General features: G+C 71.6%; 25 protein-coding genes, 1 tRNA gene and 1 pseudogene. 12 read left to right on the forward strand and 15 right to left on the reverse strand.

From position 1 onward, the window contains the following. Positions 1 to 26: 26 nt before the first annotated feature. The 4 genes from F4558_RS22115 to mca form a co-directional block, all read right to left on the reverse strand. A complete protein-coding gene (locus F4558_RS22115; RefSeq protein ID WP_167945879.1) occupies positions 27 to 2,063 on the reverse strand; it encodes a thioredoxin domain-containing protein in 2,037 nt (678 codons plus the stop codon). Positions 2,064 to 2,175: 112 nt separating this feature from the next. After that, on the reverse strand, positions 2,176 to 4,698 hold the full coding sequence (locus tag F4558_RS22120; RefSeq protein ID WP_053655277.1) for a putative bifunctional diguanylate cyclase/phosphodiesterase: 2,523 nt from the start codon (positions 4,696 to 4,698) through the stop codon (positions 2,176 to 2,178). A gap of 179 nt (positions 4,699 to 4,877) precedes the next feature. Beyond that, a complete protein-coding gene (locus F4558_RS22125) occupies positions 4,878 to 5,171 on the reverse strand; it encodes a hypothetical protein (protein ID WP_167945881.1) in 294 nt (97 codons plus the stop codon). Positions 5,172 to 5,219: 48 nt separating this feature from the next. After that, positions 5,220 to 6,101 (reverse strand): mycothiol conjugate amidase Mca, encoded by an 882-nt coding sequence (gene mca, locus F4558_RS22130; protein WP_053655281.1) that lies wholly within the window; start codon positions 6,099 to 6,101, stop codon positions 5,220 to 5,222. Between the two features lie 200 nt (positions 6,102 to 6,301). Here mca and F4558_RS22135 point away from each other — a divergent pair, with 200 nt between their 5' ends. Next, complete coding sequence (locus tag F4558_RS22135) at positions 6,302 to 6,742, forward strand: DUF4307 domain-containing protein (protein ID WP_053655283.1); 441 nt, start codon at positions 6,302 to 6,304, stop codon at positions 6,740 to 6,742. A 157-nt stretch (positions 6,743 to 6,899) separates the two neighbouring features. Beyond that, the gene (gene greA, locus F4558_RS22140; RefSeq protein ID WP_053655285.1) at positions 6,900 to 7,397 is read left to right on the forward strand and encodes a transcription elongation factor GreA; all 498 of its coding nucleotides are present in this window, start codon (positions 6,900 to 6,902) and stop codon (positions 7,395 to 7,397) included. A gap of 62 nt (positions 7,398 to 7,459) precedes the next feature. Here the strand turns inward: greA and ilvA are convergent, their stop codons facing one another. The 5 genes from ilvA to F4558_RS22165 all read right to left on the reverse strand — a co-directional run bounded on the left by ilvA (position 7,460) and on the right by F4558_RS22165 (position 13,492). Continuing rightward, entirely contained in the window at positions 7,460 to 8,680 is a 1,221-nt protein-coding gene (gene ilvA, locus F4558_RS22145; protein WP_053655287.1) for a threonine ammonia-lyase, read from the reverse strand. Between the two features lie 133 nt (positions 8,681 to 8,813). Continuing rightward, positions 8,814 to 9,707, reverse strand: coding sequence for a DUF4328 domain-containing protein (locus F4558_RS22150; RefSeq protein ID WP_167945883.1), 894 nt, complete (start codon positions 9,705 to 9,707; stop codon positions 8,814 to 8,816). Positions 9,708 to 9,751: 44 nt separating this feature from the next. Then, positions 9,752 to 11,161, reverse strand: coding sequence for an amidase (locus F4558_RS22155; protein WP_053655291.1), 1,410 nt, complete (start codon positions 11,159 to 11,161; stop codon positions 9,752 to 9,754). A gap of 12 nt (positions 11,162 to 11,173) precedes the next feature. Next, a complete protein-coding gene (locus F4558_RS22160) occupies positions 11,174 to 12,316 on the reverse strand; it encodes a cystathionine gamma-synthase (RefSeq protein WP_167945885.1) in 1,143 nt (380 codons plus the stop codon). 123 nt (positions 12,317 to 12,439) lie between these two features. Continuing rightward, positions 12,440 to 13,492 (reverse strand): YncE family protein, encoded by a 1,053-nt coding sequence (locus F4558_RS22165; protein ID WP_167945887.1) that lies wholly within the window; start codon positions 13,490 to 13,492, stop codon positions 12,440 to 12,442. 105 nt (positions 13,493 to 13,597) lie between these two features. Between F4558_RS22165 and F4558_RS22170 the strand changes: the two genes are divergently transcribed. The 6 genes and pseudogenes from F4558_RS22170 (at position 13,598) to F4558_RS22195 (ending at position 17,145) form a co-directional block, all read left to right on the forward strand. Beyond that, a complete protein-coding gene (locus F4558_RS22170) occupies positions 13,598 to 14,008 on the forward strand; it encodes an HIT family protein (protein WP_053655296.1) in 411 nt (136 codons plus the stop codon). Positions 14,009 to 14,119: 111 nt separating this feature from the next. Then, complete coding sequence (msrA, locus tag F4558_RS22175) at positions 14,120 to 14,779, forward strand: peptide-methionine (S)-S-oxide reductase MsrA (RefSeq protein WP_167945889.1); 660 nt, start codon at positions 14,120 to 14,122, stop codon at positions 14,777 to 14,779. Positions 14,780 to 14,946: 167 nt separating this feature from the next. Further along, the gene (locus F4558_RS22180) at positions 14,947 to 15,195 is read left to right on the forward strand and encodes a hypothetical protein (protein ID WP_167945891.1); all 249 of its coding nucleotides are present in this window, start codon (positions 14,947 to 14,949) and stop codon (positions 15,193 to 15,195) included. 64 nt (positions 15,196 to 15,259) lie between these two features. Beyond that, a pseudogene (locus tag F4558_RS22185) lies at positions 15,260 to 15,340 on the forward strand (peptide-methionine (S)-S-oxide reductase MsrA); the annotation flags it as partial. 369 nt (positions 15,341 to 15,709) lie between these two features. Next, positions 15,710 to 16,639, forward strand: coding sequence for a ribonuclease Z (locus tag F4558_RS22190; RefSeq protein ID WP_167945893.1), 930 nt, complete (start codon positions 15,710 to 15,712; stop codon positions 16,637 to 16,639). Next, positions 16,636 to 17,145, forward strand: a complete 510-nt coding sequence (locus F4558_RS22195) for a GNAT family N-acetyltransferase (protein ID WP_167945895.1) — start codon at positions 16,636 to 16,638, stop codon at positions 17,143 to 17,145. Before F4558_RS22190 ends, F4558_RS22195 begins: the two co-directional genes overlap by 4 nt. Before the next feature lie 188 nt (positions 17,146 to 17,333). Here F4558_RS22195 and F4558_RS22200 read toward each other — a convergent pair whose 3' ends face one another. After that, entirely contained in the window at positions 17,334 to 18,704 is a 1,371-nt protein-coding gene (locus F4558_RS22200; protein WP_053655303.1) for a cystathionine beta-synthase, read from the reverse strand. 72 nt (positions 18,705 to 18,776) lie between these two features. Then, entirely contained in the window at positions 18,777 to 19,133 is a 357-nt protein-coding gene (locus F4558_RS22205) for a YkvA family protein (protein ID WP_053655305.1), read from the reverse strand. 152 nt (positions 19,134 to 19,285) lie between these two features. Between F4558_RS22205 and F4558_RS22210 the strand changes: the two genes are divergently transcribed. The 3 genes from F4558_RS22210 to F4558_RS22220 all read left to right on the forward strand — a co-directional run bounded on the left by F4558_RS22210 (position 19,286) and on the right by F4558_RS22220 (position 22,488). Further along, positions 19,286 to 20,338, forward strand: coding sequence for an SGNH/GDSL hydrolase family protein (locus tag F4558_RS22210; protein WP_053655307.1), 1,053 nt, complete (start codon positions 19,286 to 19,288; stop codon positions 20,336 to 20,338). Continuing rightward, complete coding sequence (locus tag F4558_RS22215) at positions 20,335 to 21,147, forward strand: SGNH/GDSL hydrolase family protein (protein WP_053655309.1); 813 nt, start codon at positions 20,335 to 20,337, stop codon at positions 21,145 to 21,147. The genes F4558_RS22210 and F4558_RS22215 overlap by 4 nt, the downstream gene beginning before the upstream one ends. Positions 21,148 to 21,225: 78 nt before the next feature. After that, the gene (locus F4558_RS22220) at positions 21,226 to 22,488 is read left to right on the forward strand and encodes an acetyl-CoA C-acetyltransferase (RefSeq protein ID WP_167945897.1); all 1,263 of its coding nucleotides are present in this window, start codon (positions 21,226 to 21,228) and stop codon (positions 22,486 to 22,488) included. A 2-nt stretch (positions 22,489 to 22,490) separates the two neighbouring features. On the opposite strand, the gene F4558_RS22225 is transcribed toward F4558_RS22220, so the two are convergent. The 4 genes from F4558_RS22225 to F4558_RS22240 all read right to left on the reverse strand — a co-directional run bounded on the left by F4558_RS22225 (position 22,491) and on the right by F4558_RS22240 (position 24,759). Then, complete coding sequence (locus F4558_RS22225) at positions 22,491 to 22,811, reverse strand: hypothetical protein (protein ID WP_053655313.1); 321 nt, start codon at positions 22,809 to 22,811, stop codon at positions 22,491 to 22,493. A gap of 46 nt (positions 22,812 to 22,857) precedes the next feature. Beyond that, positions 22,858 to 23,616 carry a Bax inhibitor-1/YccA family protein gene (locus F4558_RS22230; RefSeq protein ID WP_053655315.1) on the reverse strand — a complete coding sequence of 253 codons (759 nt, stop codon included), beginning with the start codon at positions 23,614 to 23,616 and terminating at the stop codon, positions 22,858 to 22,860. Positions 23,617 to 23,752: 136 nt separating this feature from the next. Next, positions 23,753 to 24,568 carry a Bax inhibitor-1/YccA family protein gene (locus F4558_RS22235; protein WP_053655317.1) on the reverse strand — a complete coding sequence of 272 codons (816 nt, stop codon included), beginning with the start codon at positions 24,566 to 24,568 and terminating at the stop codon, positions 23,753 to 23,755. A gap of 107 nt (positions 24,569 to 24,675) precedes the next feature. Continuing rightward, a tRNA-Leu gene (locus tag F4558_RS22240) sits at positions 24,676 to 24,759 on the reverse strand. A 102-nt stretch (positions 24,760 to 24,861) separates the two neighbouring features. Here F4558_RS22240 and F4558_RS22245 point away from each other — a divergent pair. Continuing rightward, positions 24,862 to 26,718 (forward strand): hypothetical protein, encoded by a 1,857-nt coding sequence (locus F4558_RS22245; protein WP_197281516.1) that lies wholly within the window; start codon positions 24,862 to 24,864, stop codon positions 26,716 to 26,718. Positions 26,719 to 26,796: the final 78 nt, after the last annotated feature.

The following is a 26,796-nucleotide window of genomic DNA, read 5'->3' on the forward strand; positions in this document are numbered from 1 at the left end:
CGGGCGCTACGTCGGTCGCGGTGTGTTCAGCCGAGCTGGGCGACCAACTCCTCGACTGAGGTCACCGGCCGTTGGCAGACGAAACCCCGGCAGACGTACGCCGCGGACCGCCCGTCGACGAACGGACGGTCGGCGAGCAGCGGGACCCCCGGCTGGTCCGGAGCTCCGGCGACCACCACCGCTCCGGGCGGGGCGTGCCGGTGGGCTGCGGCCACCAGCGGATCGCCGGCCGGGTCGCCGGTCACCACGGCGATCTCGTACGGCCCGGACAGCAGCGCCTCACCGACAGTGGCCGCGTACCCGGTGAACCGGGCGTGCCGCCCGACGATCGGTGCCACAGTGGCGAGCGCCGCCTCGGCGGCCTCCCGGTAGCGGGTCTCGCCGGTCAGCGCGGCGTACGCCACGAGCCCGGCCACCAGCGCGGACCGGCCCGACGGGGTGGCGTTGTCGGTCGGGTCGGCCGGCCGGGCGACGAGCTGCTCGGCGTCGTCGGCCGTGTCGTAGTAGGCGCCGCCGGGCGCGGCGAAGTGCTCCAGCGCGGTGTCCAGCAGCCCGCCGGCCAGTGTGAGCCAACGACCCTCGCCGGTGAGCTGGTGCATCGCGCAGAACGCCTCGGCCACGCAGCCGTAGTCCTCCAGGACGCCGGCCGGCTCACCGACCTTGCCGTCGCGGGAGACCCGGCGCAGCCGGCCGTCGACAAGGTGCACGCTCGCCAGGTGCTCGGCGGCGTTACGCATCGCGCCGCCGGCGACGATTGTCACGCCGTCCATCAGGTTGGCGTCCTCGTCCTGCGGCGACGCGTACAGGGCGGCGACCTGCTGGAACTCGGCCATGGCGGTGATCGCCAGACCGTTCCACGCGGCCACCACCTTGTCGTCACGAGCAGGCTGGGGGCGTGTGTCCCGAGCCGCGAGCAGCCGGCCCACCACCTGCTGCCAGCGGGCGCGGATCTCGGGTGCGGCGTCATCGACGTCCCGGGCGAGCCGCAGCACGCTCATGCCGTGCTCGAAGGTCCCCTCCTCGGTGACGGCGAACAGGTCGGCGGCCCACCGGCCGTCCTCCTCGCCGAGCACCTCGACGAGCTGGGCGGGCGTCCAGGCGTAGGTGAGCCCCTCGACGCCCTCCGTGTCGGCGTCCAGCGCGGACGTGAACCCCTCCCCCGGCCGGTGCAGCTCGTCGGCGAGGAACCGGGCGGTGTCCCGGGCGATCCGGCGGGCCAGCGGGTCGCCGGTCAGCCGCCAGAGCTGCGTGTAGAACCGCAGCAGCAGCGCGTTGTCGTAGAGCATCTTCTCGAAGTGCGGCACCGTCCAGTGCGCGTCCACCGAGTAACGGGCGAAGCCGCCGGCCAACTGGTCGTAGATGCCGCCCCGGGCCATCGCCTCGGCAGTGTGCCGGACGATCTCCAGGCTGCGCGGGTCGCCGGTGCGCTGGTGGTGGCGCAGCAGGAAGAGCAGGTTCATGTGCGGCGGAAACTTCGGGGCGCCCCCGAAACCGCCGTTCGTCCCGTCGTACTCACCTGCCAGGTTGGCTGCCGCGGCGTCGAGCAGCGGGGCGTCCAGCGGGGCGGTGGGGCCACCCACTGCCTGTGCGCCGCCGATCGCCTCGACCACGGCGGCGCCCTGACGCAGCACCTCCGCACGCTGGTCGCGCCACGCGGTGGCGACCGACTGGAGCAGCCGGATGAAGTTGGCACGCGGGAAGTAGGTGCCGCAGAAGAACGGCGTGCCGTCGGGAGTGGCGAACACAGTCATCGGCCAGCCGCCCTGACCTGTCATCGCCTGGGTGGCGGTCATGTAGACCGCGTCCACGTCGGGGCGCTCCTCGCGGTCCACCTTGATCGACACGAAGTCGTCGTTCATCAGCGCGCCGACGTGCTCGTTCTCGAACGACTCGTGGGCCATCACGTGACACCAGTGGCAGGCGGCATACCCCACCGAGATGAGCACCGGTACGTCGCGCCGCTTCGCCTCGGCGAACGCCTCGTCGCACCACGGCCACCAGTCGACCGGGTTGTCGGCGTGCTGGAGCAGGTACGGGCTGGTGGCGTTGACGAGTCGGTTCACCTGTCGACCATAACCAGCTACGCCGAGCCGTGCCGGGCGCAGTCACCCGGCCGGTAAGTCAGCGCGTCAGGAGGCGCGGCCGGCCCGTCAGGCAGGCAGTGCGGCCGGCCCGTCAGGAGGCGCCGTCGGCGCGGAGCCGGAAGACGTTCGACTCGGCCGAGTCGCGCAGCGACCCGAGCACCGCGCCGATCTTGTCCGCCGGCATGGGCTTGAAGAAGTGGTAGCCCTGCGCGGACGTGCAGCCCAGCTCGGCCAGGGCCAGCCGCTGCTCGGCGGTCTCCACGCCCTCGGCGACCACCCGCAGCCCCAGCTCGTGGGCGAGCCCCACGGTGGTCCGCACGATCGCCGCCGCCTCCGGCGAGTCGGCCATCCGGATCACGAACGAGCGGTCCACCTTCAGCTCGTCCACTGCGATCCGGGTGAGGAAGGTCAACGACGAGAAGCCGGTGCCGAAGTCGTCCACAGCGAGCTGCACGCCCATCGACCGGAGCGTGGACAGCACCTCGTCGATGACCTCCAACTCGCTCATCACCACGGTCTCGGTGATCTCCAGGACCAGCCGATGCGGCGGCACCTGATGGCGGCGCAGCGCCTCGGCGATCTCCGCCGGCAGGCGCGGGTCGAGCAGGCTACGCGCGGACAGGTTCACCGAGATCGGTACGTCGAGTCCTTCGCGGGCCCAGCCGGCGGCGACGCCGAGCGCCTTGTTCAGCACGTACCGGGTGAACGTGCCCAACTGCTCGCTGTTCTCCACCGGGCGGATGAAGTCGATCGGGTTGAGCCAGCCCCGCCGGGGATGCTGCCAGCGGATCAGCGCCTCCACCCCGGTGGGCGCGCCGGTGGCCAGGTCGACGGCCGGCTGCAACGCCAGCACCAGCTGGTCGTCGACCTCCAGCGCCTCCCGCAACTCGGCAAGCAGCGCCAACTGGTCGGTGCTGGCCGCGTCCCGGGTGCTGTCGTACGCGGCGACGCTCCCGCCGCCCTCCTTGGCCTGGTACATGGCGATGTCGGCCCGGCGCAGCAGCTCGGTCAGGTCGGCGGTGCCCGCGTCGGCGACGACCACCCCGACGGACACCTCGATCGACATCCGCACCCCGGCCACCTCGGTCGGCGCGGCCAGCCGCTCGGCGATCTCCCGGGCCTGCCGCAGCGCGTACGCCATCGGGGCGGTGCGGTCGCCGAGCACGGGCACCGAGGTGAGCAGCAGCGCGAATTCGTCGCCGCCGAGCCGGCCGAGCAGGTCGCCGGGGCGGGCAAGCGCGCTGAGGCGGTTGGCGGTGAGCCGCAGCAACTGGTCGCCAGCCGCGTGCCCCAGGGTGTCGTTGACCTCTTTGAACTGGTTGATGTCCAGCAGCAGCAGAGCCACCGGGTGCTCGTGCGCGAGCTGCCGCAGCGACTGGTCGCCCTTGCTGAGCATCGCCGTCCGGTTGACCAGCCCGGTGAGCGGGTCGTGCACCGCCTCGTACGACGATCGGGCGGTGACCAGTCGCAGCTCACGGTGGGTCGCGGCGTCGTGCAGGGCGGCGGCGAGCGCGTCGCCGAACGCGGCGATGGCGTCGCGCTCCCGGGCGGTGGGCGGGGCGGAACGGGGGAACCGGACCCGCAACCGGCCGACCGGCGCGGCGCCCACCGACAGGGGGCGCACCAACTCGTGCTCATCGGGCTCAGACTGGTCCGGTGGGCCCACCTCCCGGTCGACCAGCTGACCGCCGGCGTCCCCCCGGTAGCGCCGCCACCTGCCGTCGGCCCGCGCCACGTCGACGTCGACCAGTTCGGCGTTGAACAGCGTCAGCGCGCCGCTCACCGCGGCGCTGGCCACGCCGCGCTCGTCGAGCTGGTTGAGGGCCGCGGTGGCCTCGGCGAAGGCCCGCCACGTACGGCGTTCCTGGTCGGCGCGCAGCCGGTAGCGGTAGGTCTGGTGCAGCAGCCACAGCAGTGGCGGCAGGAGCAGCAACCAGCGTGGGTCCAGCTCCAGCAACGTGACGACCACCAGGCCGACAGCCACGTTGCCGACGAACATGAGCAGCTTGGCGCGCAGCGCGGCGAGCAGCGGCGGTCCGATCGGCAGCCCGTGCCGCAACCCCAGCGTCACCCCGCCCAGCCAGGCGGTCACCAGCAGGTACGTCACCGACCCGGCGATCACGGCCAGCGCCAGCATCGGTGTCGGCGGGGCGAGCAACGGCTCCCCCAGGGCCGTCGTGACGGACACCGCCAGTGCCGACGCGGCGGCGAGCGACGCGGCGATACGGACGATCTCCAGCAATGGACGGCGGTCGCCGTACAGCGAGTGCGCCGTCCAGGCCAGTCCGGCGCCGAGCAGGGTCGCCGACGGCAGCCAGCCTGCCGGCGTGAGGTAGAGGCAGACGATAAGCGCCGCCTCGCCCCAGGTGATGCTGACCATGCCCGCGCCCGTGCGGAACCGCAGTCGGGCGAGCTGGGCGACGGCGAGGATCGCCACGGCGATGCCGAAGCGGGCAGGGCCACCGAGGGGATCGTCAGCCGGCAGTCGGAACGGGAGGGTCCAGCCGACCATGGCGGAGACCAGGGCGGTCAGCGTCACCGCGCCGGTCAGCACGAGCAACCGGGCCGGCATACCGCGTGCGCCGAGCCGGTCGGCAGGGGGGCCGGAGGTCATCGACCATACCCGTCAGCCGGCCGACCGACGCTGTGACGGGTCACCGGTGCTGTGTCAGTCATCGGCGCCCCCTTCCGCGCACGGCTCGGAGACTTTTGGTCCCCCCGGCGGAAGGCTAAGCCAAACCGGGTGGTCGCAACAGGGGTCGACCACCCGGTTCGGCGTGAATCATGCGCGGACTACCCGTTCCGGTGCTGCTGGTGCCCGTTGGAAGCGTGCGGGGATGATTCACTCGCTCCTGTCCCGTCTGTCGGATCGACGACTGTCGCGTCCGCCCTGGTCGGGTCGGTCGCCCGCGCCTGCTGCGGGAACCGGTCCGGCAGGCGGCGCAGACGGGCGTTCATGTTGCGGATCAGCAGGATGGTCGCGGTGGCCAGCAGCAGGATGAGGAAGAGGCCCATCGGTCCGGCCAGGCCACCCGTGCGGGTGTCCCCGAAGTTGTTCTCCGCGAGCACCTGGGCAGCGGTCAGCATGGCGTTCCTCCGATGTGCGGTTGGGTACCAGGGTAGACCCGGCCGGAATCAGCGCGCGTGCGCCGTCTCCCGCACCCCTGCGAATAGGTCGGACTCGGGCAACGGGCTGTCCACGACGGTACGGGCCAGCTCGAAATCCTCCGTCGGCCAGGCACGCTGTTGCAGCTCCATCGGCACGTGGAACCAGAAGCCGTCCGGGTCGACCTGGGTGGCGTGGGCGCGCAGCGCGTCGTCGCGGACGTGGAAGTAGTCGCCGCACTCCACCCGGGTGGTGATCCGGGGGCCCTTGTCGGGTCGGTCGTCCCAGCGCTTGAGCCACTCCTCGTACGGGGATTCGCGGCCGATGGCGAGCATCGCCTCGTGCAGGGCCATGATCTTGGCCTTGGAGAAGCCGATGTCGTAGTAGAGCTTCAGCGGCTGCCACGGGGCGCCCAGCTCCGGGTAGCGCTCCGGGTCGCCAGCGGCCTCGAAGGCGGCCACGCTGACCTTGTGGCACATGATGTGGTCGGGGTGGGGGTAGCCACCCTCCTCGTCGTAGGTCGTCACGACGTGCGGGCGGAACTCCCGCATCAGCCGCACCAGTGGGCCGGCGGCGACCTCGACGTCCTGGAGGGCGAAGCAGCCCTCCGGCAGCGGGGGCAGCGGGTCGCCCTCGGGCAGACCGGAGTCGACGAAACCCAGCCAGGCCTGCTCGACGCCGAGGATCGCCCGCGCGGCGTCCATCTCGGCGCGGCGGATCTCCGCGATGTTGGCCCACACGTCGGGCCTGTCAAGCTTGGGGTTGAGCACGCTGCCGCGCTCACCGCCGGTGCACGTCACCACAAGCACGTCCACGCCCTGCGCGACGTACTTCGCCATGGTCGCCGCACCCTTGCTCGACTCGTCGTCCGGGTGCGCGTGAACGGCCATGAGACGCAGTTGCTCTGCCAACGTCGGCGCTCCTCGTCTGTGCCGGCCGGTGGACCCGACCGGTATCAACCGGCTGACCTGCCGGGATCCTCCGCACCCCGCCGCTGGTCGGCGTTGCGGGCCCGACCCGACCTGCCGTTGCTGCCGTTGGGTCGGGTGGGAGAATGGACTCTGTCATTCTTGCCGATGCCGCCGACAACAACGCCAGGAGATACCCGCCGGTGACCGAGACGCACGCCACAATTTCACCGGGCGCGCCGGTCTTCCCGACCGGGCGCTACGGCCGCCGTCGGGCATCCGGCGGAGGCCGCCGTCGTACGCTGCTGGCCGCGCTGGCGCTGTTGGCGCTGTTGGCGGCGCTGAGCCTGATCTCGGTGCGGCTCTACCAGCAGTACGGTGATCCGAACTACCGCGCCGAGGTGATCACCTACACCGACATCACGGACACCCAGATGGTGCTCGACTTCCGGGTGACAGTGCCGGCGGGCGAATCGGCGGTCTGCGTGCTGCGCGCCCGGGACCGCGCCGGCGCCCAGGTGGCCCGCGAGGAGATCACTGTGACCGCCGCCCCTGGCGAACGGCACCTCACCGTCCGGCACCGCCTGAGCACCACCGCCCGGCCGTTCATCGGCGAGGTGCTGCGCTGCCGTCCTCCCGCCTGAGCTGCGCGGACCACAGCTCCGAGCAGTGCGCGGGTGCTCTTACCACGGGACGCCCGATCCGGACAGCGGTGATGATCGCCGACACGCTGTGTCGTACCGCACTGGTAACTTGGTAGTTCACCTGTCAGCCAGCCACGCACATCTGAGGAGACCGCCTGTGTCCACTGGCAACGAGGCGCCCGCCACCTGGCTGTCCCAGGACGCGTACGACCGCCTCCAGGCCGAGCTCGACGAGCACATCGCCAACCGACCGGCGATCGCCGCCGAGATCAATGCTCGGCGCGAGGAGGGCGACCTGCGGGAGAACGGCGGCTACCACGCCGCCCGCGAGGAGCAGGGCAAGGCCGAGGGTCGCATCCGCTATCTCCAGGAACTGCTGCGCACCGCGAAGGTCGGCGAGGCGCCGACCACGGACGCGGTGTCGCCCGGCATGGTCGTGACGATCTACTTCGACGACGACACCGACGACACCGAGACGTTCCTGCTCGGCTCACGGGAGATCGCCGCCACCACCGACCTGACCGTCTACAGCCCCGAGTCCGCGCTCGGCAAGGCGATCCTGGGCGGCCGTCCCGGACAGACCTGCACCTACACGGCACCCAGCGGCGCCGACATCAAGGTGACAGTGGTCAGCTTCGAGCCGTTCTCCGGCTGAGCGCCGCCGGCCTCCGGGCCGTCTGAGGGCGTACCCCCGCCGAGGCGTGGCACCCGCCGGTGTCACGCCTCGGCGGCGAAGACCACCTGGTAACCGCTGGCCCGCAACGCGCTGATCAGCGTGTCCGAGTGCTCCACCCCACGGGTCTCCACCGACAGTGCCACCTCCACCTCGCCGAGGCCCAGGTGCGGGTTGGCCCGCTGGTGTTCCACATCCACCACGTTGGCCCGGTGCTCGGCGATCTGACCGAGCAGCGAGGCGAGCTGCCCCGGCCGGTCGGAACACCGCACCGTCACGCGCAGGTAGCGTCCCGCGGCGGCCAGGCCGTGCTCGATCACCCGCAGCATCAGCAGCGGGTCGATGTTGCCACCGGAGAGCACCGCGACCACAGGCGTCTCCACCTCCACCACACCGGCCAGGAGCGCGGCCACGCCGACCGCCCCGGCCGGCTCGACGACCTGCTTGCCCCGCTCCAGCAGCATCAGCAGCGCCCGGGAGATGTCCTCCTCGGACACCGTGACGATCTCGTCGACAAGCTTGCGGACATGGTTGAAGGTGATCTCACCGGGCCGCCCGACAGCGATGCCGTCCGCGATCGTGGCGAACACCGGCAGCCGCACCGGCTCCCCGGCCACAAGCGAGGGCGGGAAGGCCGCCGCGCCGGCCGCCTGCACGCCGATGATCCGGACGTCCGGCCGCAGCGCCTTGGCAGCGACCGCCATGCCCGAGATCAGACCGCCGCCGCCCACGCCCGTGATGATGGTCCGCACCTCCGGGCACTGTTCGAGGATCTCCAGCGCCACGGTGCCCTGGCCGGCGATCACGTCCGGGTGGTCGAACGGGTGGATGAGCACCGCGCCGGTCCGCTCGGCGTACGTCTGCGCGGCCACCAGCGACTCGTCGACGGTGTTGCCTGCCAGTTCGACCTGCGCGCCGTACCCCTTGGTGGCGGCGACCTTCGGCAGCGGGGCGTTGACAGGCATGAAGACCGTTGCGTGCGTGCCGACCAGGCCGGCGGCCAGCGCCACGCCCTGGGCGTGGTTGCCGGCGCTCGCCGCGACGACGCCGCGTTCGCGCTCCGCCGCCGACAGTCGGGAGATCCGCACGTACGCGCCGCGCACCTTGTACGAGCCGGCGCGCTGGACGTTCTCGCACTTGAGCCAGGCCGGCCCGCCAAGCGCCGCGCTCAGTGGCCGCGAGGGCTCCAGCGGGGTGATCCGGACGACGTCGGCGAGCAGTTCCCGCGCGGCCCGTACGTCGTCGAGGCCGACCAGTTCCGTCATGCCCCGATCGTGCCACCCGGGCCGAGCGCCCTCTTCGTCGACACCGGGACGAGAGGCTCAGTTCCACTCGGCGTCCCCGACGCCGCGGCATCAACCTCGCGCCACCGGCGCGGTGTCCGCGATCCGAGGTGGGTCACGCCCGGGATTGATTCTCCGGGCCTGCCGGCTCCTCACCGCCCGATCCGGAAGCCGACGGCGTGGCCCCGGCAGCGGGGTGCCCGCCCGGGACCGGGGCAGCCGGCCAGGCCTGGGCGGTCGGCCATGCTGGCGACCCACTGGCGATGCGTGCCTCCTGAGCGGCGGAGATCCGTCGGATCAACAGGATCAGCGTCACCCCGGCGACCACACACGCCACTGCGGGCACGGCGTTACGGAGCAGAGAATCGCCGTAGTGGTCGATGTACGCCTGGTAGTCGGCATCGGTGGACGGGTTCCGCGGCAGCCTGATGTACGCCTGGGCGTTCTGGTTGCTGACGACCCCCTCGCCGATGCTGAACACGAGCCAGGTAATCCACCAGACGAACACCGTGGCCGGGGTGCGGCGCCGCCAGAGGCTGTCCCGCGCGACGCTGGCCATCACCCGGGCCGGCACCACGAGGTTGACGAACGGGATCAGCCAGCCGGCGATAGCCCAACCGGCACCGAGTGTCGGCAGCGCACCCGGGAACGCGTCGATGTTCTTCCGCGCCCGCCACATCCAGACGATCACCAGTACGGCGGCGGCGGGGAACACGACCACCGAGGGCTGCGACAACAGCGCCTGCACTGACAAAGCGTCGACCAGCAGGTCCGCGTCGTCGGCGTTCTGGGCCCGCCGGGTCATCAGCAACCCGACAATCGGATCGAGTGCCGTCACGAGAGAGAGCACCACGGCCACGCCGACGGCGATGCAGGCGGCCAGGCCGATGCCACGTACCCGGTAGGTCGCCACAGCGGGCCAGACGGCGGGCTGGCCGAGCGGCGTGTTGCAACGCTGGCAGTCGTTGTGCTCGGGAGACGTGGCGTCCCCACAGGTCTGACAACGCATCGATGTCTCCCGAGTCCGCGCAACGTGGCGTCCACAGTAGACGATCACGCGGCGGCTGGCGACCCCTTGCCGACCCGGGGGTAGCCGGGGGCGTGCCGTGACCAGGGGGCGGCCATTTCGAACTGGCCGGCCACACCGAGCAACAACAGCTCCGAACCGGGCGGACCGACGATCTGCACACCGACCGGCAGACCATCCGGGCGGCGGCCCACCGGCACCACTACCGCCGGGAGGCCAGCGATGTTCCACGGCGCGGCGTACGGGGCGTACCTGATGCTTGCCGACATGTTCGACCGCCAGGACCGCTCGGACCAGCGACCGGCCTCCGGCGGGGCACTGGCCAGCGCCGGGGTGAGCAGCAGGTCGACCGAGTGGTCGGTGAAGAAGTCGATCGACCGCTGCCGCCAGGCGGTCCGGTCGGCTTCCCGGACGTACCCCCGGCGCTGCGCCCACTCGCCCAGCGCTACGTGCCGCCGGGTACGCCGTTGCAGGCCACGCCGGTCCAGTCCGGAGGCCCGGACGTCCGTGGCGGCGGCGGCGAACCAGGTAGCGATGCCCTGCAGGCCCAGCGCTGTGGGATAGACCGGATCGGCCGGCACCGTGTCATGCCCGGCAGCGGCGAGGAGCCGGCCCGCGGCGGCGACAGCGTCCCGGTTGGGCGCGTCCGGTGAGACGCCGCGTACCGGTGAGCGCAGCGAGACGCCCACCCGCAGCCGCTGCGGCGGGACCAGCTTCTCCGGACGCCTACCGGCCAGCACCGAGAAACCGACCGCCGCGTCAGCGACAGTGCTGGTGAGCATGCCGTGCTCGGTCAGACCGAACCAGTCGTCCGCGCCGAGCTGGCAGGGCACCACACCCCGGCCGGGCTTGAGCCCGACCAGGCCGCAGCAGGCCGCCGGGATCCGGATCGACCCGAGGCCGTCGTTGCCGTGCGCGATCGGCACCAGCCCGGCCGCCACCGCGGCGGCCGCGCCACCGGAGGAGCCGCCGGGGGTACGCGTGCTGTCCCACGGGTTGCGCGTCACAGCGCTGTCGTCGTCGGTGAGCGCCCACAGGCCCAACTCCGGCATCCGGGTCACACCCAGGATCACCGCACCGGCGCCCCGGAGCCGGCGGACCACCTCGTGGTCGGCCTCCGCGACCTCCGTACGCGCCGCGGGCGACCCGTTCCAGGTGGGCAGGCCGGCGACCGGCGTGTTCTCCTTGACCGCCACCGGCACGCCGGCCAGCGGCAGGTTCGCCAGGTCCTCCTGCTCGTCGACCTTCTCCGCCTCGGTGATCGCCTCGCCGCCGCGAACGGCGCGGAACGCCGCCAGATCGCGGTCGGCCGAGGCGATGTACTCAAGGTGGTCGGCGACGACCTGGGTGGCCGAGACGTCACCTCGGCGTACGCCCCGGGCGATCTGCTTGGCAGTCGCCCCGACCCAGGTCGCCATGATGTCCTGCACGGCCATCCTCCCCAGCGGTCAGCCCAGCGCCTGCTCCAGATCGGCGAGCAGGTCGTCGACCGTCTCGATGCCGACAGACAGTCGCACGAGATCCCCGGGAACTTCAAGCGGCGAGCCGGCAGCACTTGCGTGTGTCATCCGACCCGGGTGCTCGATCAGGGATTCCACGCCGCCGAGCGACTCCGCGAGCACGAACAACTTGGTCCGGTTGCAGATCTCCACGGCGTGGTCCTCGCCGCCGGCCGCGCGGAACGAGATCATGCCGCCGAATCGGCGCATCTGCTTGGCGGCCACCTCGTGACCTGGGTGCGACGGCAGCCCCGGGTAGATCACCTGGGCCACCTTGGCGTGCCCGTCGAGGTACCCGGCGAGCCGCTCCGCGTTGTCGCAGTGCCGGTCCATGCGTACCCCGAGGGTCTTGATGCCGCGCAGGGTGAGCCAGGCGTCGAACGGTCCGTTGATCGCGCCCATGGCGTTCTGGTGGTAGCGCAGTTCCTCGCCGAGCGCGGCGTCGGAGACGACGAGCGCGCCGCCCACCACGTCGGAGTGGCCGCCGATGTACTTGGTGGTGGAGTGCACCACCACGTCCGCGCCGTGGGCGATGGGCTGCTGCAGGTACGGCGAGGCGAACGTGTTGTCGACGACGAGCAGAGCGTCGGCGTCGTGTGCCACGCCCGCCATGGCGGCGATGTCGGCGATGCCGAGAAGCGGGTTGGTGGGCGTCTCCACCCAGACCATCTTCGTCCGGCCCTGCCGCACGGCAGCACGGACGGCGGCCGGGTCGGAGACCTTGGCTGGGGTGAACTCGATCCCCCACCGCTGGGCGACACGGGCGAAGAGCCGATAGGTCCCGCCGTACGCGTCGTCGGGGATGACCACGTGGTCACCCGGCTGGCAGACGGCCCGCAGCAGGGTGTCCTCGGCCGCCAGGCCGCTGGCGAAGGCCAGCCCGACCGGGCCGCCCTCCAGCGCGGCCAGGCACTCCTGGAGAGCGTCGCGGGTCGGGTTGCCGGACCGGCTGTACTCGTAGCCGAGCCGGGGCGCGCCGACGGCGTCCTGGGCGTAGGTGCTGGTCTGGTAGATCGGAGGTATCACCGCGCCGGTGCGGGCCTCGGGGTCCTGACCGGCGTGTATGGCGAGCGTCTCGAAGCCGTGGTTCATCCTGTGAGGCTAGTTCTTCGTCTCGATGGCTGGAACGGAACCCGTCCGCCCGCGCCGTTCGCGCCGTTCGCGCGGGGCCGGACCGGGTGGCCCGGCCCCGCGCGTCGGCAGTGCTGGGGCTGGTCAGCCGGCCGGTACGGGCAGGACGTGCAGGGTGGCCGGGTTTCTGCCGGTCCAGTCGTAGGAGGCCGCGTAGACCCGGGCTCCGTTCGGTGACCAGGCCAGCGCGCCGGGGCTCAGCTCGTTGCCCAACTCGAAGCGGACCAGCTCGGTGCCGTCGGGCCGGAAGACGAACACGTCGGGGTCGTAGGAGGCGTTCGCGCCGGCGGCGACCTTGGTGCCGTCGCGGGAGAGCTCGACCGCAATCGGGTACGGGCCGGTCGGATAGGTCGCGGACGGGATGGTGATGTCGGCGAACGGGAACGCCTGCACCGAGTACGGGGAGCCGGCGGCGGTGTAGAGCGTGGTACCGGTCGGGTCGAGCGCGACGTCGCGCAGGTTGCTGCCGACCACCGTCCACTCGTTGGTCCTGGGCGCGCTCAGGACGCCTCCGGTGCCGATGTCGTACGCGTACACCGAGGCGGGGCTCAACGACGGCTGCCCGGCAAGCAGCACCGCCCGGTTCTGGCTGGCCGCGGTGAGCAGCGGGGCGTCGTAGAAGTCCTGGCTGGTGGCCATCCCCGTGGTGACGCGGGCGGGTTGGCGGCCCAGGTCGATCCGGCCGATGTTGCCGCCCCACTGGTCGCAGCCGTAGCCGAACCACAGGTACCGCCCGGTCAGCGCCAGCGACGACGGGCACTCGCCCGCCCCGGTGTCGTACCGTGCCGACTCGGCGAGCGAGCCGGTGTCGAAGGCGGCGATGGCGTTGGCGGTGGGCAGCGCCACGTAGAGGGTCTGCCGGTCGGCGCTGAGCAGCAGGTCGGAGGGGCCGGGCAGGCCGGACAGGGTGCCGACCACCGCGCCCGTGGCGCTGGCCACCACGATGTCGGTCGACGACCGGCCACCGCTGACGAAGACCCGGTCGCCGGCCGACACCACGTCCGCCACCGTGGTCAGCGGCAGCGGGGTGGCGGTCTGCGCGGGTGCCGCCTGGGCGGGAGTCGGGAGCGCCGCGGTGAGCAGCCCGGCGGTCAACGCGGCCAGCGCCGCCAGGGTCGTACCTTTTCTGATGTGCAAGGTGTTGTCCTTCCCCGTGTGAATTGAGCCGAGTGAATGAATAGCACAGTCGATGCCTGCACGGGGTTGTCGGGTCCGGCGGTGCCGCCGGCATAGCCTGGACCCATGAGCGGGTGCGTGTTCTGCGGGATCGTGGCGGGCGAGGTTGCGGCGTTCCGGGTCGCCGACGAGCCGGACGGGGTGGCGTTCCTGGACACCCGTCCCGTCTTCGCCGGGCATGTGCTCGTGGTGCCCCGGGTCCACCTCGTGACCCTGGGCGAGTTGCCGGCGGACCTGCTGCCCGGCTACTTCGCGCTGGTACGGCGGCTGGCGGTGGCGGTGGAGACGGGCCTGGGGGCAGGTGGGACGTTCGTGGCGATGAACAACAAGGTGTCCCAGTCCGTCCCGCACCTGCACACACACGTCGTGCCCCGGACCAAGGGCGACGGGCTGCGAGGCTTCTTCTGGCCGCGCACCCGCTACCAGGACGACACCGAGGCCCAGACCTACGCCGACCGGATCGCCGCAGCCCTCTGAGGAGCCCGACCCGCCGACCGGCCGGGTGGGGGCCTGAGTCACAGTGGCGCGGGTAAGGAAGGAAGACCCACCGGTGTTACACGCTGGGAGAGGTACGAGAGGAGTCCCACCGTGTTCCTGCGCCGTATGAACGCCGAGATGATTTCGCCCGAGCAGGCCCTGCCGGGCCGCCCGATCGCCATGCCGGTCGCCGACCGGCACGAGGTGCTGGGTACGCCGCTCAAGGGCCCGTTCCCCGAGGGCCTCCAGGTCGCCGTCTTCGGCATGGGCTGTTTCTGGGGCGCCGAGCGGCTGTTCTGGACGCTGCCCGGCGTGTTCACCACCTCCGCCGGCTACGCGGGCGGCTACACAAAGAACCCGACGTACGAGGAGACGTGTTCCGGCCGGACCGGGCACGCCGAGGTCGTCCAGGTGGTGTACGACCCCAGCAAGATCACGTACGAGGATCTGCTGAAGGTCTTCTGGGAGAACCACGACCCGACCCAGGGCATGCGCCAGGGCAACGACGTGGGCAGCCAGTACCGGTCGGCGATCTACACCACCACCGATGAGCAGCGCGCCATCGCGGAGTCGTCCCGTGACGCCTTCCAGCCGATCGTGACCCGCGCCGGCAAGGGTGAGATCACCACCGAGATCGCCCCGCTCGGCAGCTACTTCTTCGCCGAGGATTACCACCAGCAGTACCTCGCACCGACGAAGAATCCGAACGGCTACTGCAACCACGGCCCGAACGGCATGACCTGCCCGGTGGGCGTGGCGAAGACGGCCTGACCGCCGTAGCGCTGGCGCGGGTCCCCGGATCCGCGCCAGCTCCGTCACACCGCGAGCCCAGTGGGGCGTGACGCCCCTCCGACCGAGCCGAGGAGCGACTCGACAACACTTTGGTCATGGGTATCAGTGCGAGACTGACGGACTATCACGGCGCTACCGTCGATGCGGTGACCGGGCACGACATCAATGAGCTGGTCGAGGCAGCACGCGAGCGATCTTGTCCCATGCTCGGCTATGTCGACGAGTACGGTGACACGCGGTTCAACGTCGTCCAGATGCAGTTGCTGATCCCGGAGCTTGAGTCGCTTGAGAGTGCCGGGTCCGAGGCGGTACGGGCCACGGCGGCCGCTCTGCTCAAGTTGGCCCGCCAGGTTCCGCTCCGACCCCACCGATACCTGCTGTTCCTCGGCGACTAGATGCCCCACGATCCGCTCGGCGGTGGACGCGGCTCGCACCAAAGCACTACACCGCTCGCCAGGATCGAAGAACCCGAGCGGCTACTGCAACCACGGCCCGAACGGCCTGAGCTGCCCGGTCGGCGTGGCCCGTACCGCCGGCTGACCCGCCACCACCCGCACGAGCGCGATGCCCGGCTGCCGACAAGGTGGCCGGGCATTCCCGTCTGGCCGTGTGATCGAAATCCGTTGCCGAGCCCGGCGGGGCTAGATAGCGTGCAGGTACACGTGAAGGGAGGTGGTCCAGACTTGTATAGCAATCGGACTCGTGAGGTGGCTGTCCGCTAGCCGCTGTCCTCGACAGTGATCGGTTCGCCGACAGGCGGGCATCAGCACCATCGTCGAGACCGTGTGGCAGCGGTGCGGCGAATCCACGACAGCCACCCGACCCCCGGGGTGCCGGCATAGTCCAGCCGGCCCGTGCGCGAGCACGGAGCACCCCGGGGGTCGCTTCATATCCGAAAGGGCCCCGGCGATGTCGATGCGCGAGCTGGTGGTCCTCGGCACGGCCAGCCAGACCCCGACCCGCCAGCGCAACCACAACGGGTACGTGCTGCGCTGGGACGACGAGGTGATCCTCTTCGACCCGGGCGAGGGCAGTCAGCGTCAACTGCTGCACACCACCGTCACCGCCACCGACCTGACCCGGATCTGCGTCACGCACTTCCACGGCGACCACTGCCTGGGCCTGCCCGGCACCATCCAGCGGCTCTCCCTGGACCGGGTGGCGCAGCCGGTCGCCGTGCACTTCCCGGCGGGCGGCGCCGAATACTTCGCCCGGCTACGACACGCCACCTCCTTCCGCGAGACCGCCGAGCTGGCCGTCACGCCCATCGAGACCGACGGTCAGCGGATCGCCCTGCGCTGCGGCACGCTGGAGGCCCGCCGGCTGCGGCACTCCATCGAGACGTACGGCTATCGGCTGGTCGAGCCCGACGGGCACCGGATGCTGCCGGAGAAGCTGGCCGCGTACGACATCGCCGGTCCGGCCGTCGGTGAGCTGATCCGCGTCGGGCACCTGGACGTCGACGGACGCCGCGTCACCCGCGACGAGGTGAGCGTGCCCCGGCCGGGACAGCGGTTCGCTTTTGTGATGGACACCGGCCTCTGCGACGGGGTCTACGCCCTCGCCGAGCACGCCGACCTGCTGGTCATCGAGTCGACATTCCTGGAGTCGGAGGCCGCGCTCGCCGCCGAGGTCGGCCACCTGACCGCGGCGCAGGCCGCGAAGGTGGCCACCGAGTCCGGGGTACGCAGGCTGGTGCTCACGCACTTCTCCCAGCGCTACTCCGACCCGCGCCGGTTCCACGACGAGGCGCGGGCGCACTTCGACGGCGATCTGATCATCGCCGAGGATCTGACCACCGTGCAGGTGCCACCGCGCCGGGTAGCCTCGGCGGAGTGACCGTCACGCTCCGTCCCGCGACCGGTGATGACCTGATGGGGGTGGGCGTCCTGCACCAGCGCTCCCGGGTCGCCGCGTACTCCTCGTTCGTCCCGGCCGAGGCGCTTGCCGAACCGACGGGTGAGGCGATGGGCGCGTACTGGACCGAGCGGCGGAGATGGGAGCGGGACACCCACCGACTGACCGTCGCGGAGCGTGCCGGGGCGCTTGTGGGGTTCAGCTACCTGGGCCCGGACGACGAGGACGACCCGGCGACGGGGCTGCTCAACGCCATCCACCTGGACCCGGCCGAGCAGGGCCGGGGCGTGGGCCGGGCGCTGATGGTGGACGCCTTGGACGCCATGCGGGCGCGGGGCTGGCAGCGGGCGGTGCTCTGGGTGCTGCGCGACAACGCGCACGCCCGCGCGTTCTACGAGCGCGGCGGGTGGGTGCCGACGGGCGCGCAGCGCGAGGAGTACATCGGCATCGCCCCCACGCCGCAGCTCCGCTACGCCCGCCGCCTGTGACGTGCAAGGAAGGGCACCTTATTAACGCCTCCGGTTGTACAGGGGGCCCTTGCTAACAGTGCGTCGCCGCCAGATGCTTGGTGCTGCTGCCGACTCCCGGCCGCCGAAGGACTGCGGCCGGGAGCGCGTTTGTTAATAGGGGGCCCGTGCTCTACACGAGGCGTTAATAAGGTGCCCTTCCTTGCGACCTAGTGGGCGCCCAGGTGGGCCAGGAGATCCTGGCGGGTGAGGACGCCCTTGGGCTTGCCGTCGACGAGGACCAGCGCGGCGTCGGACTTCTCCAGCAAGCCGACTGCCTCGCTCACCGGCTGACCGCCACCGATCATCGGCAGCGGGTCGCCCATGTGCCGCTCGATGGTGTCGTGCAGGTGGGCCTGGCCGGTGAACAGCGCGTCGAGCAGGTCACGCTCGGCGATCGAGCCGGCCACCTCACCGGTCACCACCGGCGGCTCGGCCTTGAGCACCGGCAACTGCGAGACGCCGTACTCGCGCATGTAGTCGATCGCGTCGCGGACCGTCTCGGTCGGGTGGACGTGCACCAGCTCGGGCAGCCCGCCCGGCTTGCTGGCCAGCGCGTCGGCCACCGTGGGCTCAGCACCGGAGTTGTCGAGGAAGCCGTACCGGGCCATCCACGAGTCGTTGAAGATCTTCGAGAGGTAGCCGCGGCCGCCGTCGGGCAGCAGCACAACCACCACGTCGTCCGGGCCGGCCTTGCGGGCCACCTCCAGCGCGGCGACCACCGCCATCCCGCAGGAACCGCCGACCAGCAGCCCTTCCTCGCGGGCCAGCCGCCGGGTCATCTCGAAGGACGCCTTGTCGGAGACCTCGACGATCTCGTCAGCCACACCCCGGTCGTACGTCTCCGGCCAGAAGTCCTCGCCGACGCCCTCCACGAGGTACGGCCGGCCGGTGCCGCCGGAGTAGACCGAACCCTCCGGGTCGGCCCCGATGACCTTCACCCGGCCGTCGGACGCCTCCTTGAGGTACCTGCCGATGCCGGAGATCGTGCCGCCGGTGCCCACCCCGGTCACGAAGTGGGTGAGCCCACCCTCGGTCTGCTTCCACAGCTCCGGGCCGGTGGTCTCGTAGTGCGAGCGCGGGTTCGCCGGGTTGCTGTACTGGTCGGGCTTCCAGGCGCCGGGGATCTCCCGGGTCAGCCGGTCGGAGACGTTGTAGTAGGAACGCGGGTCCTCCGGGGCGACAGCCGTCGGGCAGACCACCACCTCGGCCCCGTACGCCCGCAGCACGTCCTGCTTGTCCTGGCTGACCTTGTCGGGGCAGACGAAGACGCACTTGTAGCCCTTGAGCTGGGCTACCAGGGCCAGCCCGACGCCGGTGTTGCCGCTGGTGGGCTCGACGATGGTGCCGCCGGGCTTGAGCAGGCCCGCCGCTTCGGCGTCCTCCACCATCCGCAGGGCGATCCGGTCCTTCACCGAGCCACCCGGGTTGACGTACTCGACCTTGGCGAGCACTGTGGCCTGGATGCCCTCGGTGACGTTACGCAGGCGTACCAGCGGGGTGTTGCCGATCATGTCGACGACATTGTCGTAGTACTGCACGGTGTGCCCTTCGTTGCGGCGCCGGCGACGGCTGCTCGGCAGACGGATCCTCGACGCCCAGGGTACGTGCTGTCAGGGCACCAACCCGCCGGGGATGACGGAGCTGCGTCGGGCCTCCCACTCCAGGAAACGCTCGGTCTCGGCGAGCACGCTGCCGGCCAGCCAGGTGACCATTACCGCGTCGTCGGCCAGCCCGAAGATCGCCAGCGGGATCTCCGGCAACAGGTCGAAGGGCGAGACGATGTACGCCGTCGCCGCGGTCATCAGGGCCAGCCGGAGGCCGCCGTCGTATTCACCACGGGTGGTGGCCCGGATCATCCGGGGCAGCGCCGCCAGCCTGGTCCCCAGCGACGGCCCGCCGCGCGCCCCCGCCGTCAGTGCCCGGGCCAGGGCCGCGAACGCCGCGCTGCGCTTCAGTGTCTTACCCATCGTTGCGCTCCTCTCCGCCGGATCAGCGTGGCGGGTCGACGCAAGTGTGGCCGGCCTGCACCCGGACAGATACCCCGTCGCGTCGGGTTCCAGGCATCCACGAGGCGTGACGACGACAGCGGCGTGCCGGTCCGGCGCGATAATGTCGCTGTATGGGGGTGGCTGGTTCTGTCGTACCCGTTGTTCCGCGCTGGCGACACGCCTTGCGGATCGCCCGCCTGGCAGCCATCGGGACTGGCGCGACCGCGGCGGCCGTGGTGGCGACCGGCGGGGTGCTGCTCGGCCAGGCCCGGCAGGCCCGACGCACCATCCCGATGGCCGAGGCCCCACCGCCACGCTGCGACGGGGTGTACGGCGCGAAGTTCCCCGGCCCGACGCTCACGATGGTCGTGCTCGGTGACTCGTCGGCTGCCGGTTACGGGGTGCACCGCCGCCGCGAGACGCCCGGCGCGTTGCTGGCCACCGGCCTGTCCCGCCGCCTGCACCGGCCGGTCCTGCTGCGCCGCTTCGCTGTGGTCGGTGCCATCTCCTCGGCGCTGCGGCACCAGGTGGAGGCTGCCCTGGAGTGCGAGCCCGACATCGCGGTCATCCTGATCGGCGGCAACGACATCACCAACCGCACGCCGCGCGGGCTGGCAGTGCGCTATCTGGTCGAGGCGGTCCGGACGCTTCGCGACGCGGGTTGCGAGGTGGTCGTGGGCACCTGCCCCGACCTGGGCGCGATCCGGCCGATCCAACCGCCGCTGCGCTGGCTGGCCCACCGGTGGAGCCGCCAGCTCGCCGCCGCCCAGACGGTCGCCGTTGTCGAGGCGGGCGGCTGGACGGTGTCCCTGGGCGACCTGTTGGGTCCACGGTTCAATGCCGAACCGCACCGGATGTTCGCCTGGGACCGGTTCCACCCGTCCGCTGAGGGGTACGCGGTCGCTGCGGCCGCCCTGCTGCCGACGATGCTCTCCGCGCTCGGCGCCGGGCAGGAACGACGGGCCACTGCGGCGCGGGGTGAGGGCGTACGGTCGCTGCCAAAGGCTGCGCAGGAGGCGGCCCGGCACGCCGGCACCGAGGTCAGTGGCACCCAGGTCCACGGCCACGACCGGGGGCCGGCCGGTCGGTGGGCGCAGCTGCGCCGGCGGGCGTTCTTCGGTGTCAACGCGGTGCCGCAGGGCGGTGCAACGTCGGACACTTCGACGGTGGAGGGACTGGCATGAACCAGCGCAGCGAGCGGCACGTGACCGACGGCCTCACTGGCCGACTGGGTCGGGCGGCGGCGCTGTCGCTGCTCGCCGGCACCGTGGGCGGTGCGGCAGTCCTCGCCGGTGAGGCGTTCGTCGCGCGACACCGGCGGTACGCCGAGCCGGAGCTGGGGCTGGCGCTGCGCGCCACGATCGGCCGGGCCGGCGGGACGCCGCTGCGGCTGGTGCTGCTCGGCGACTCGTCGGCGCTGGGCGTGGGCGTCGACAGGCTCGACGACACCATCGGCGGGCAGTTGGCAAACCTGCTCGCCGAGGGCCCGACCGGCCGTCGGGTGCACCTGTCGAGCGTCGGTGTCTCCGGGTCCCGTTCGACCGATCTGGCGACGCAGGTGGCCCGGGCCCTGCTGGGCGAGCGTCCCGACGTGGCGCTGATCCTGATCGGCGCCAACGACGCCACAGGCATGCGTCGGCCCGCTGACGCGTCGGCGTATCTGGGCGCGGCGGTGCACCGGCTGCGGGAGGCGCGGGTCGAGGTGGTGGTGGGCACCTGTCCCGACCTGGGTGCCGTACGCGCCATCGCGCCCCCGCTGCGGCAGTTGGTGGGCTGGGCCGGCCGGCGGATGGCCCGCGCGCAGACCACGGCCGTGCTGGAGGCCGGTGGCACTGTTGTCGACCTGGCCACCGAGACCGGTCCGGTGTTCCGGGCGGACGCGGGCACGCTCTGCCACGACGGCTTCCACCCGTCCGCCGACGGTTACCGGGTGTGGGCGCACGCCCTGTTGCCGGCGATCACGGCTGCGGCGGCGGTCGCCTCCCGACGCTAGATCAGCCCCGCCCAGGGTGACATTTCCCGCCGTGTCTGCTTCTTCCGCGTGATGTTACCGGCGGGTTAACGTTGGTCCATGCCGATTGAGTCGTCCCGCGACGCCGTCATCGTCGCTACCGCCCGCTCCCCCATTGGCCGGGCGCACAAGGGGTCCCTGCGCGATGTCCGCTCCGACGACCTCGCCGCGACAATCGTCCAGGCCGCCCTGGACAAGGTTCCCCAGCTCGACCCGACCACCATCGACGACATCTACCTCGGGTGCGGCCTGCCCGGTGGTGAGCAGGGCTTCAACATGGCCCGTGTGGTGGCCACGCTGCTCGGGCTCGACACCGTTCCCGGTGCCACGCTGACCCGCTACTGCGCGTCCTCGCTCCAGACCACCCGGATGGCCCTGCACGCTATCCGCGCCGGCGAGGGCGACGTGTTCGTCTCCGCAGGCGTCGAGATGGTCTCCCGGTACGCCCGGGGCAGCTCCGACGGTCTGCCGCCGGAGGCTCAGGCGCTGGTCGGCGGTGGCTGGGAGAACCCGCGTTTCGCCGAGGCCGCCGCGCGCTCGAAGCGCCGCGCGCAGGGTGGCGCCGAGGTGTGGACCGACCCGCGCGAGTCCGGCGACCTGCCGGACATCTACCTGACCATGGGGCAGACCGCCGAAAACCTGGCCCAGGTGTACGACGTGAGCCGCGCCGACATGGACGAGTTCGGCGTACGCAGCCAGAACCTCGCCGAGAAGGCCATCGCCGACGGCTTCTGGGCCCGGGAGATCACCCCGGTCACCACTCCGGACGGCACCGTGGTGAGCACCGACGACGGCCCTCGGGCGGGCGTCACCTTGGACGCGGTGTCCGGGCTGAAGCCGGTGTTCCGTCCCGACGGCCGGATCACCGCCGGCAACTGCTGCCCACTGAACGACGGCGCGGCAGCAGTTGTGGTGATGAGCGCCCAGCGGGCCGAGGAACTCGGGCTGACGCCACTGGCCCGGATCGTCTCGACAGGCGTCACCGCCCTGTCGCCGGAGATCATGGGTCTCGGCCCGGTCGAGGCGTCCCGGCAGGCGCTCAAGCGAGCCGGCATGACGATCGACGACGTCGACCTCGTGGAGATCAACGAGGCGTTCGCCGCCCAGGTCATCCCCTCCTACCGGCAGCTCGGCATCCCGGAGGAGAAGCTGAACGTGATGGGCGGCGCGATCGCCGTGGGCCACCCGTTCGGCATGACCGGCGCCCGGATCACCGGCACCCTGCTCAACGCGCTGGAGTGGCACGACAAGACCATCGGCCTGGAGACGATGTGCGTCGGCGGCGGCCAGGGCATGGCAATGGTCCTCGAACGGCTGAACTGACCTCAGAGCGCGCTGCGGGTCGCCGTCACTTCGGCGGCGGCCCGCGCCAGCGTTCCGGCATCGGCTCCGGCGGCCAGCAGGTCCGCTGTCACCACCCGCACCTGGTCGGGCAGCGCCAGGTCGTTGTCCAGCCGAGGGACGGTGCGGCGGGGTCCGCCCTCGGCGTCGGCGGCAAGGTTGGCGATCTCCTGCACCAGGCGGTGGACCAGGTCGGCGCGGGACATGTTGCCGGTCGTTGCGGCCGCCGCCCAACGAGGCTGCTGCCAGTGCCCGATCTGACCGACAAGCAGTCGTACGGCCTGCTCCAACTCCACTGCGCTCATCGCCGCCGAGTCTACGGCCGGCGTCGGCCCCGCCACCCCGGCCCGGTCAACGGCGCAGGTAGCTGAGCAACCGCAGCAACTGCCAGTAGAGGAAGACCAGGCCGGTGAGCAGACCGAACGCACTCAGCCACGCGTACCGGCGGGGTCGACCGTCGCGCACCGAACGCTCGACGAGGTCGAAGTCGAGGATGAAGCTGAACGCGCCCGCGATGATCGCCACCACCGAGAAGGCGTACGGCAGCCAGCCGACCTCGCCGCTGACGCTGTAGACAGCCAACCCCTGCCGTCCAGAGATCAGGTACGACACCAGGTTGACCACGCTGAGCACCGCGATGCCGAGCAGCGTGCCGATCACCAGGCGGGCCAGTCGGGGCGTCGCCCGGATCACCCGGGCCCGGTACAACGCCGCCATACCGAAGAAGACGCCGAACGTGCCGGCCACCGCCTGCACCACGATGCCCGGATAGACCTGCTCGAACGTCCGGCTGGCCACCCCCAGCAGCAGCCCCTGCAGCAGCGCGTAGCCGGCGATCGGCACCGGGTTGGTGATCGCCCGCAACGAGATGACCAGGACCAGGGCGATCGAGGCCAGCGCGCTGCCCGCCAGCGCCGCGCCCAGCCAGGCCGCCTCCGGCACCACCACCCAGGACACGGCCGCGGCCACGCCGGTGAGCAGGAGCAACCCGACGGTACGGACCACGACGTCGTCGACGGTCATCGGCTCGACATCCTGGGAGCCGAGCACCCGGCTCTCCAACCGGCCGGTCTCGTCCAGCCGGTTGAGCACCGGATTGTTGCTGCGCACCGTCGCCTCCCTCACCCGCGTACCCCCCGCAGTCACTCTGCCCCGGGCGGCCCGGCGGCGACGGCGAAACGGCGCGGACGACGGCGCCCGCCCCCACGGAAGCGGAGGCGGGCGCCGATCGGCAGAGCGGACGAGGTCAGTCGTCGCCCTGGAAGTAGCTCAGCAGGCGCAGGATCTCGATGTAGAGCCAGACCAGGCTGACCAGGATGCCGAACGCGGCCACCCAGGAGTAGCGCTGGGGCAGGCCCATCCGGACGCCGTCCTCGACCTCCTTGAAGCTGAGCACGAAGCTCAGCGAGGCGACCACGATGCAGACCAGGCTGAAGCCGATGGCAAGCGGGCTGCCGTCCCGCAGGCCGGTGTTGACGCCGAACAGCGCCAGCACCAGGTTGATCATCATGACGGCGAAGAGGCCGACCATGACCGCGATCATGCCCTTGACGAAGGCCGGGGTGGCCCTGATGACCTTCGCCCGGTAGAGCATCGCCATCAGGAAGAAGATGCCGAAGCTGGCCACCGCCGCCTGGAGCACGATGCCGTCGTAGCGCGTCTCGAACGCCTTGCTGACCATGCCGACGAAGACGCCCTCGACGACCGCGTACGCGATGACGAGCGCCGGGTTGGCCATCCGGGAGAACGAGATGATCAGACCGAGGGCCAGGCCGACAACTGCCGCGCCGATCCAGGCGACCCCGACCAGCGAGTCGGGCACGAGAACCCAGGCGGCCGCGGCGGTGATGCCGAGGATGCCGAGCAGGGCGACCGTCTTGACGACGACGTCGTCGACGGTCATGGGGGCCACGGTGGGCGGTGCGACCGGGTAACCGGCCTGGGACGGGTACTGCTGGGGAATGCCGGGCTGTCCGTACGGCCCGGCCGGGGCGTACCCGGCGGCGCGCTCCCGCTCGGCCGCTTGGCCGAGCCGGGCGAGCACCGGGTTCGAGGTCTTCACTGTCTGGCCTCCCTCAGGGGGTCGTTTGCACGTGAACGTGCCCTCCAAGAGTAAACTGCCCGACCCACTCCTGGTGATCACGGATGGGAATGCGGGCCGGTCGCGGTTGGTGCCCGGGGCGGGGGTCGAACCCGCACGCCTTGCGGCAGCCGCTTTTAAGGCGGCCGTGTCTGCCTTTCCACCACCCGGGCGGGTGGCACCGGCGCGTCGACACGCGCGAGTGCAATGTCACCGTAGCCGGTCGTCAACAACCCGGCGTACCCCGACGGGCGTGCCACATTAGGGTCGATTCCGTGAGCAGCGCAGCCCCCACGGCCCCCGACGCCGCCCCTGACCAGGCCGTCCGCCTCGCCGATCAGGTCAACCGCCGAACCCGGGCCGTCCGGCTGCTGGCTGCCGTCCGCCGCCACCGGGCAGATCTGCTCGTCGCACTGCTCTGGGTCGTGCTGGCCGGCTGGTTGACCCACGGGCTGTGGCCCGACCCGGGCGGCCGGACGCTGGCGCTCAACCCGGAGGACCAGGCCCTCTACGAGTGGTTCCTGGCCGTCGACGCGAGAGCGCTGCTCGGCGACTTCAGCCTGCTCACCGACAGGCTCAACGCACCCGACGGCGTCAACCTGATGGCCAACACCACTGTCATCGCGCTCGGCATCGTCTGCGCGCCGATCACCCTCCTGCTCGGCGCGCCGGTCACCTTCGCGCTGCTCGCCGCCGCCAACCTGGCCGGCACGGCACTCGCCTGGTACCTGCTGTTCCACCGGACGATGCGTACCCGTCGGCTGGCCGCCGCGCTCGGCGGAGGGCTCTGCGGCTTCGGGCCGGGAATGGTGTCGCAGACGAACAGCCACCTGCACATGACCGCGCAGTGGCTGGTGCCGGTGATCGTCTGGCTGGTGGTCCGCCTGCTGCGGGCCTCCGACCCGGGTCGTACCCCGGCCGGGTCCACGCGTGCTCTGCCCAGCGGGCCGGACCGGCGACGGATGATCAGCTCAGCCGTCGGGCTGGCCGCTGCGGTCACCGCGCAGGTCTTCATCGGTGAGGAGGTGCTCTTCCTGGCCGCCGTCACCCTGCTGGTGATGGCGATCAGCTACGCCGTGGCGGACCGCGACCTTGCCCGTCGTGCGCTGCCCGGCTTCGCCGGAGGTCTGGCGATCGCCGCCGGCCTGGCGCTGATGGTGCTCGGATACCCGCTGTGGTTCCAGTTCGCCGGGCCGCAGGGGGTCGCCGACGGCATGTTCAGCCCCTCCTACTTCTCGGCCGACCTGAGCAGCTGGTGGGCGATCTCCCCGCTGTCGATCGCCGGCAGCGACCAGGCGTCCCGGCTGACCACCGGCCCCGCCGAGTACAACACCTTCCTCGGTTGGCCCCTGCTGCTCGTCACCGCGGCCTGCGCGATCTGGACCGGCCGGCGCCGGCTGGTCTTCACCTGTGTCGTGGCCGGGCTGGTGATGGGCGCGCTCTCGCTCGGCCCGGAGGTGGTGCTCGGCGGCATCCGCACCGCCGTGCCCGGCCCGTACGCCCTGCTGGCCGGGCTGCCGGTGGTGGACGGCGCGCTGCCGATGCGATTCGGCCTGGCGCTGCTCCCGATCGTGGCGACGCTGCTGGTGCTGGCTGTCGACAGGGCCCTGCGCAGCACCGGCCGCGCACGACGACTCGTGCCACTGGCGGTCGCCGCCGCACTGCTGCCGATCTTTCCGACCCCGCTGCCGACAGCGGCACGGCCCGAGGTGCCCGAGTTCATCACCGGCGGGCACTGGAAGCAGTGCGTACGCCCCGGCGGCGTGCTCGTTCCGGTGCCGCTGCCCACACCCAAGGAACCCTGGCCGATGCGCTGGGCGGTCGCCGCGAACGCCGGGTTCGGCATGCCCGAGGGCTTCTTCATCGGCCCGTACGGGAGGGGCGGCACCGCGGCCATGGGCACCTTCAAGCAGCCCACCTCGGCCCTGCTTGCCGACGTCGCCCGGCGCGGTGACCTGCCGGCCATCGGCGACGAACAGCGCCGGCAGGCAGCCCGGGACGCGGACTTCTGGGGTGCCTCCTGCGTGGCGCTGGCCGACGACGCTCCCCACGCCGACAGCCTGCGCGCAACCCTGGAGCAGCTCTACGGCCCCGCCAACCGGATAGCCGACGCGTGGACCTGGCGGGTCTGACGCCGCCGCGCTCAGCCGATGTCAGGCGGGCGTCAAGAAGGGGCCCCTCCTATATCGAAAACGATAAGAAGGGGCCCT

The organism is Micromonospora profundi (genome assembly GCF_011927785.1).
Lineage (GTDB): Bacteria > Actinomycetota > Actinomycetes > Mycobacteriales > Micromonosporaceae > Micromonospora > Micromonospora profundi.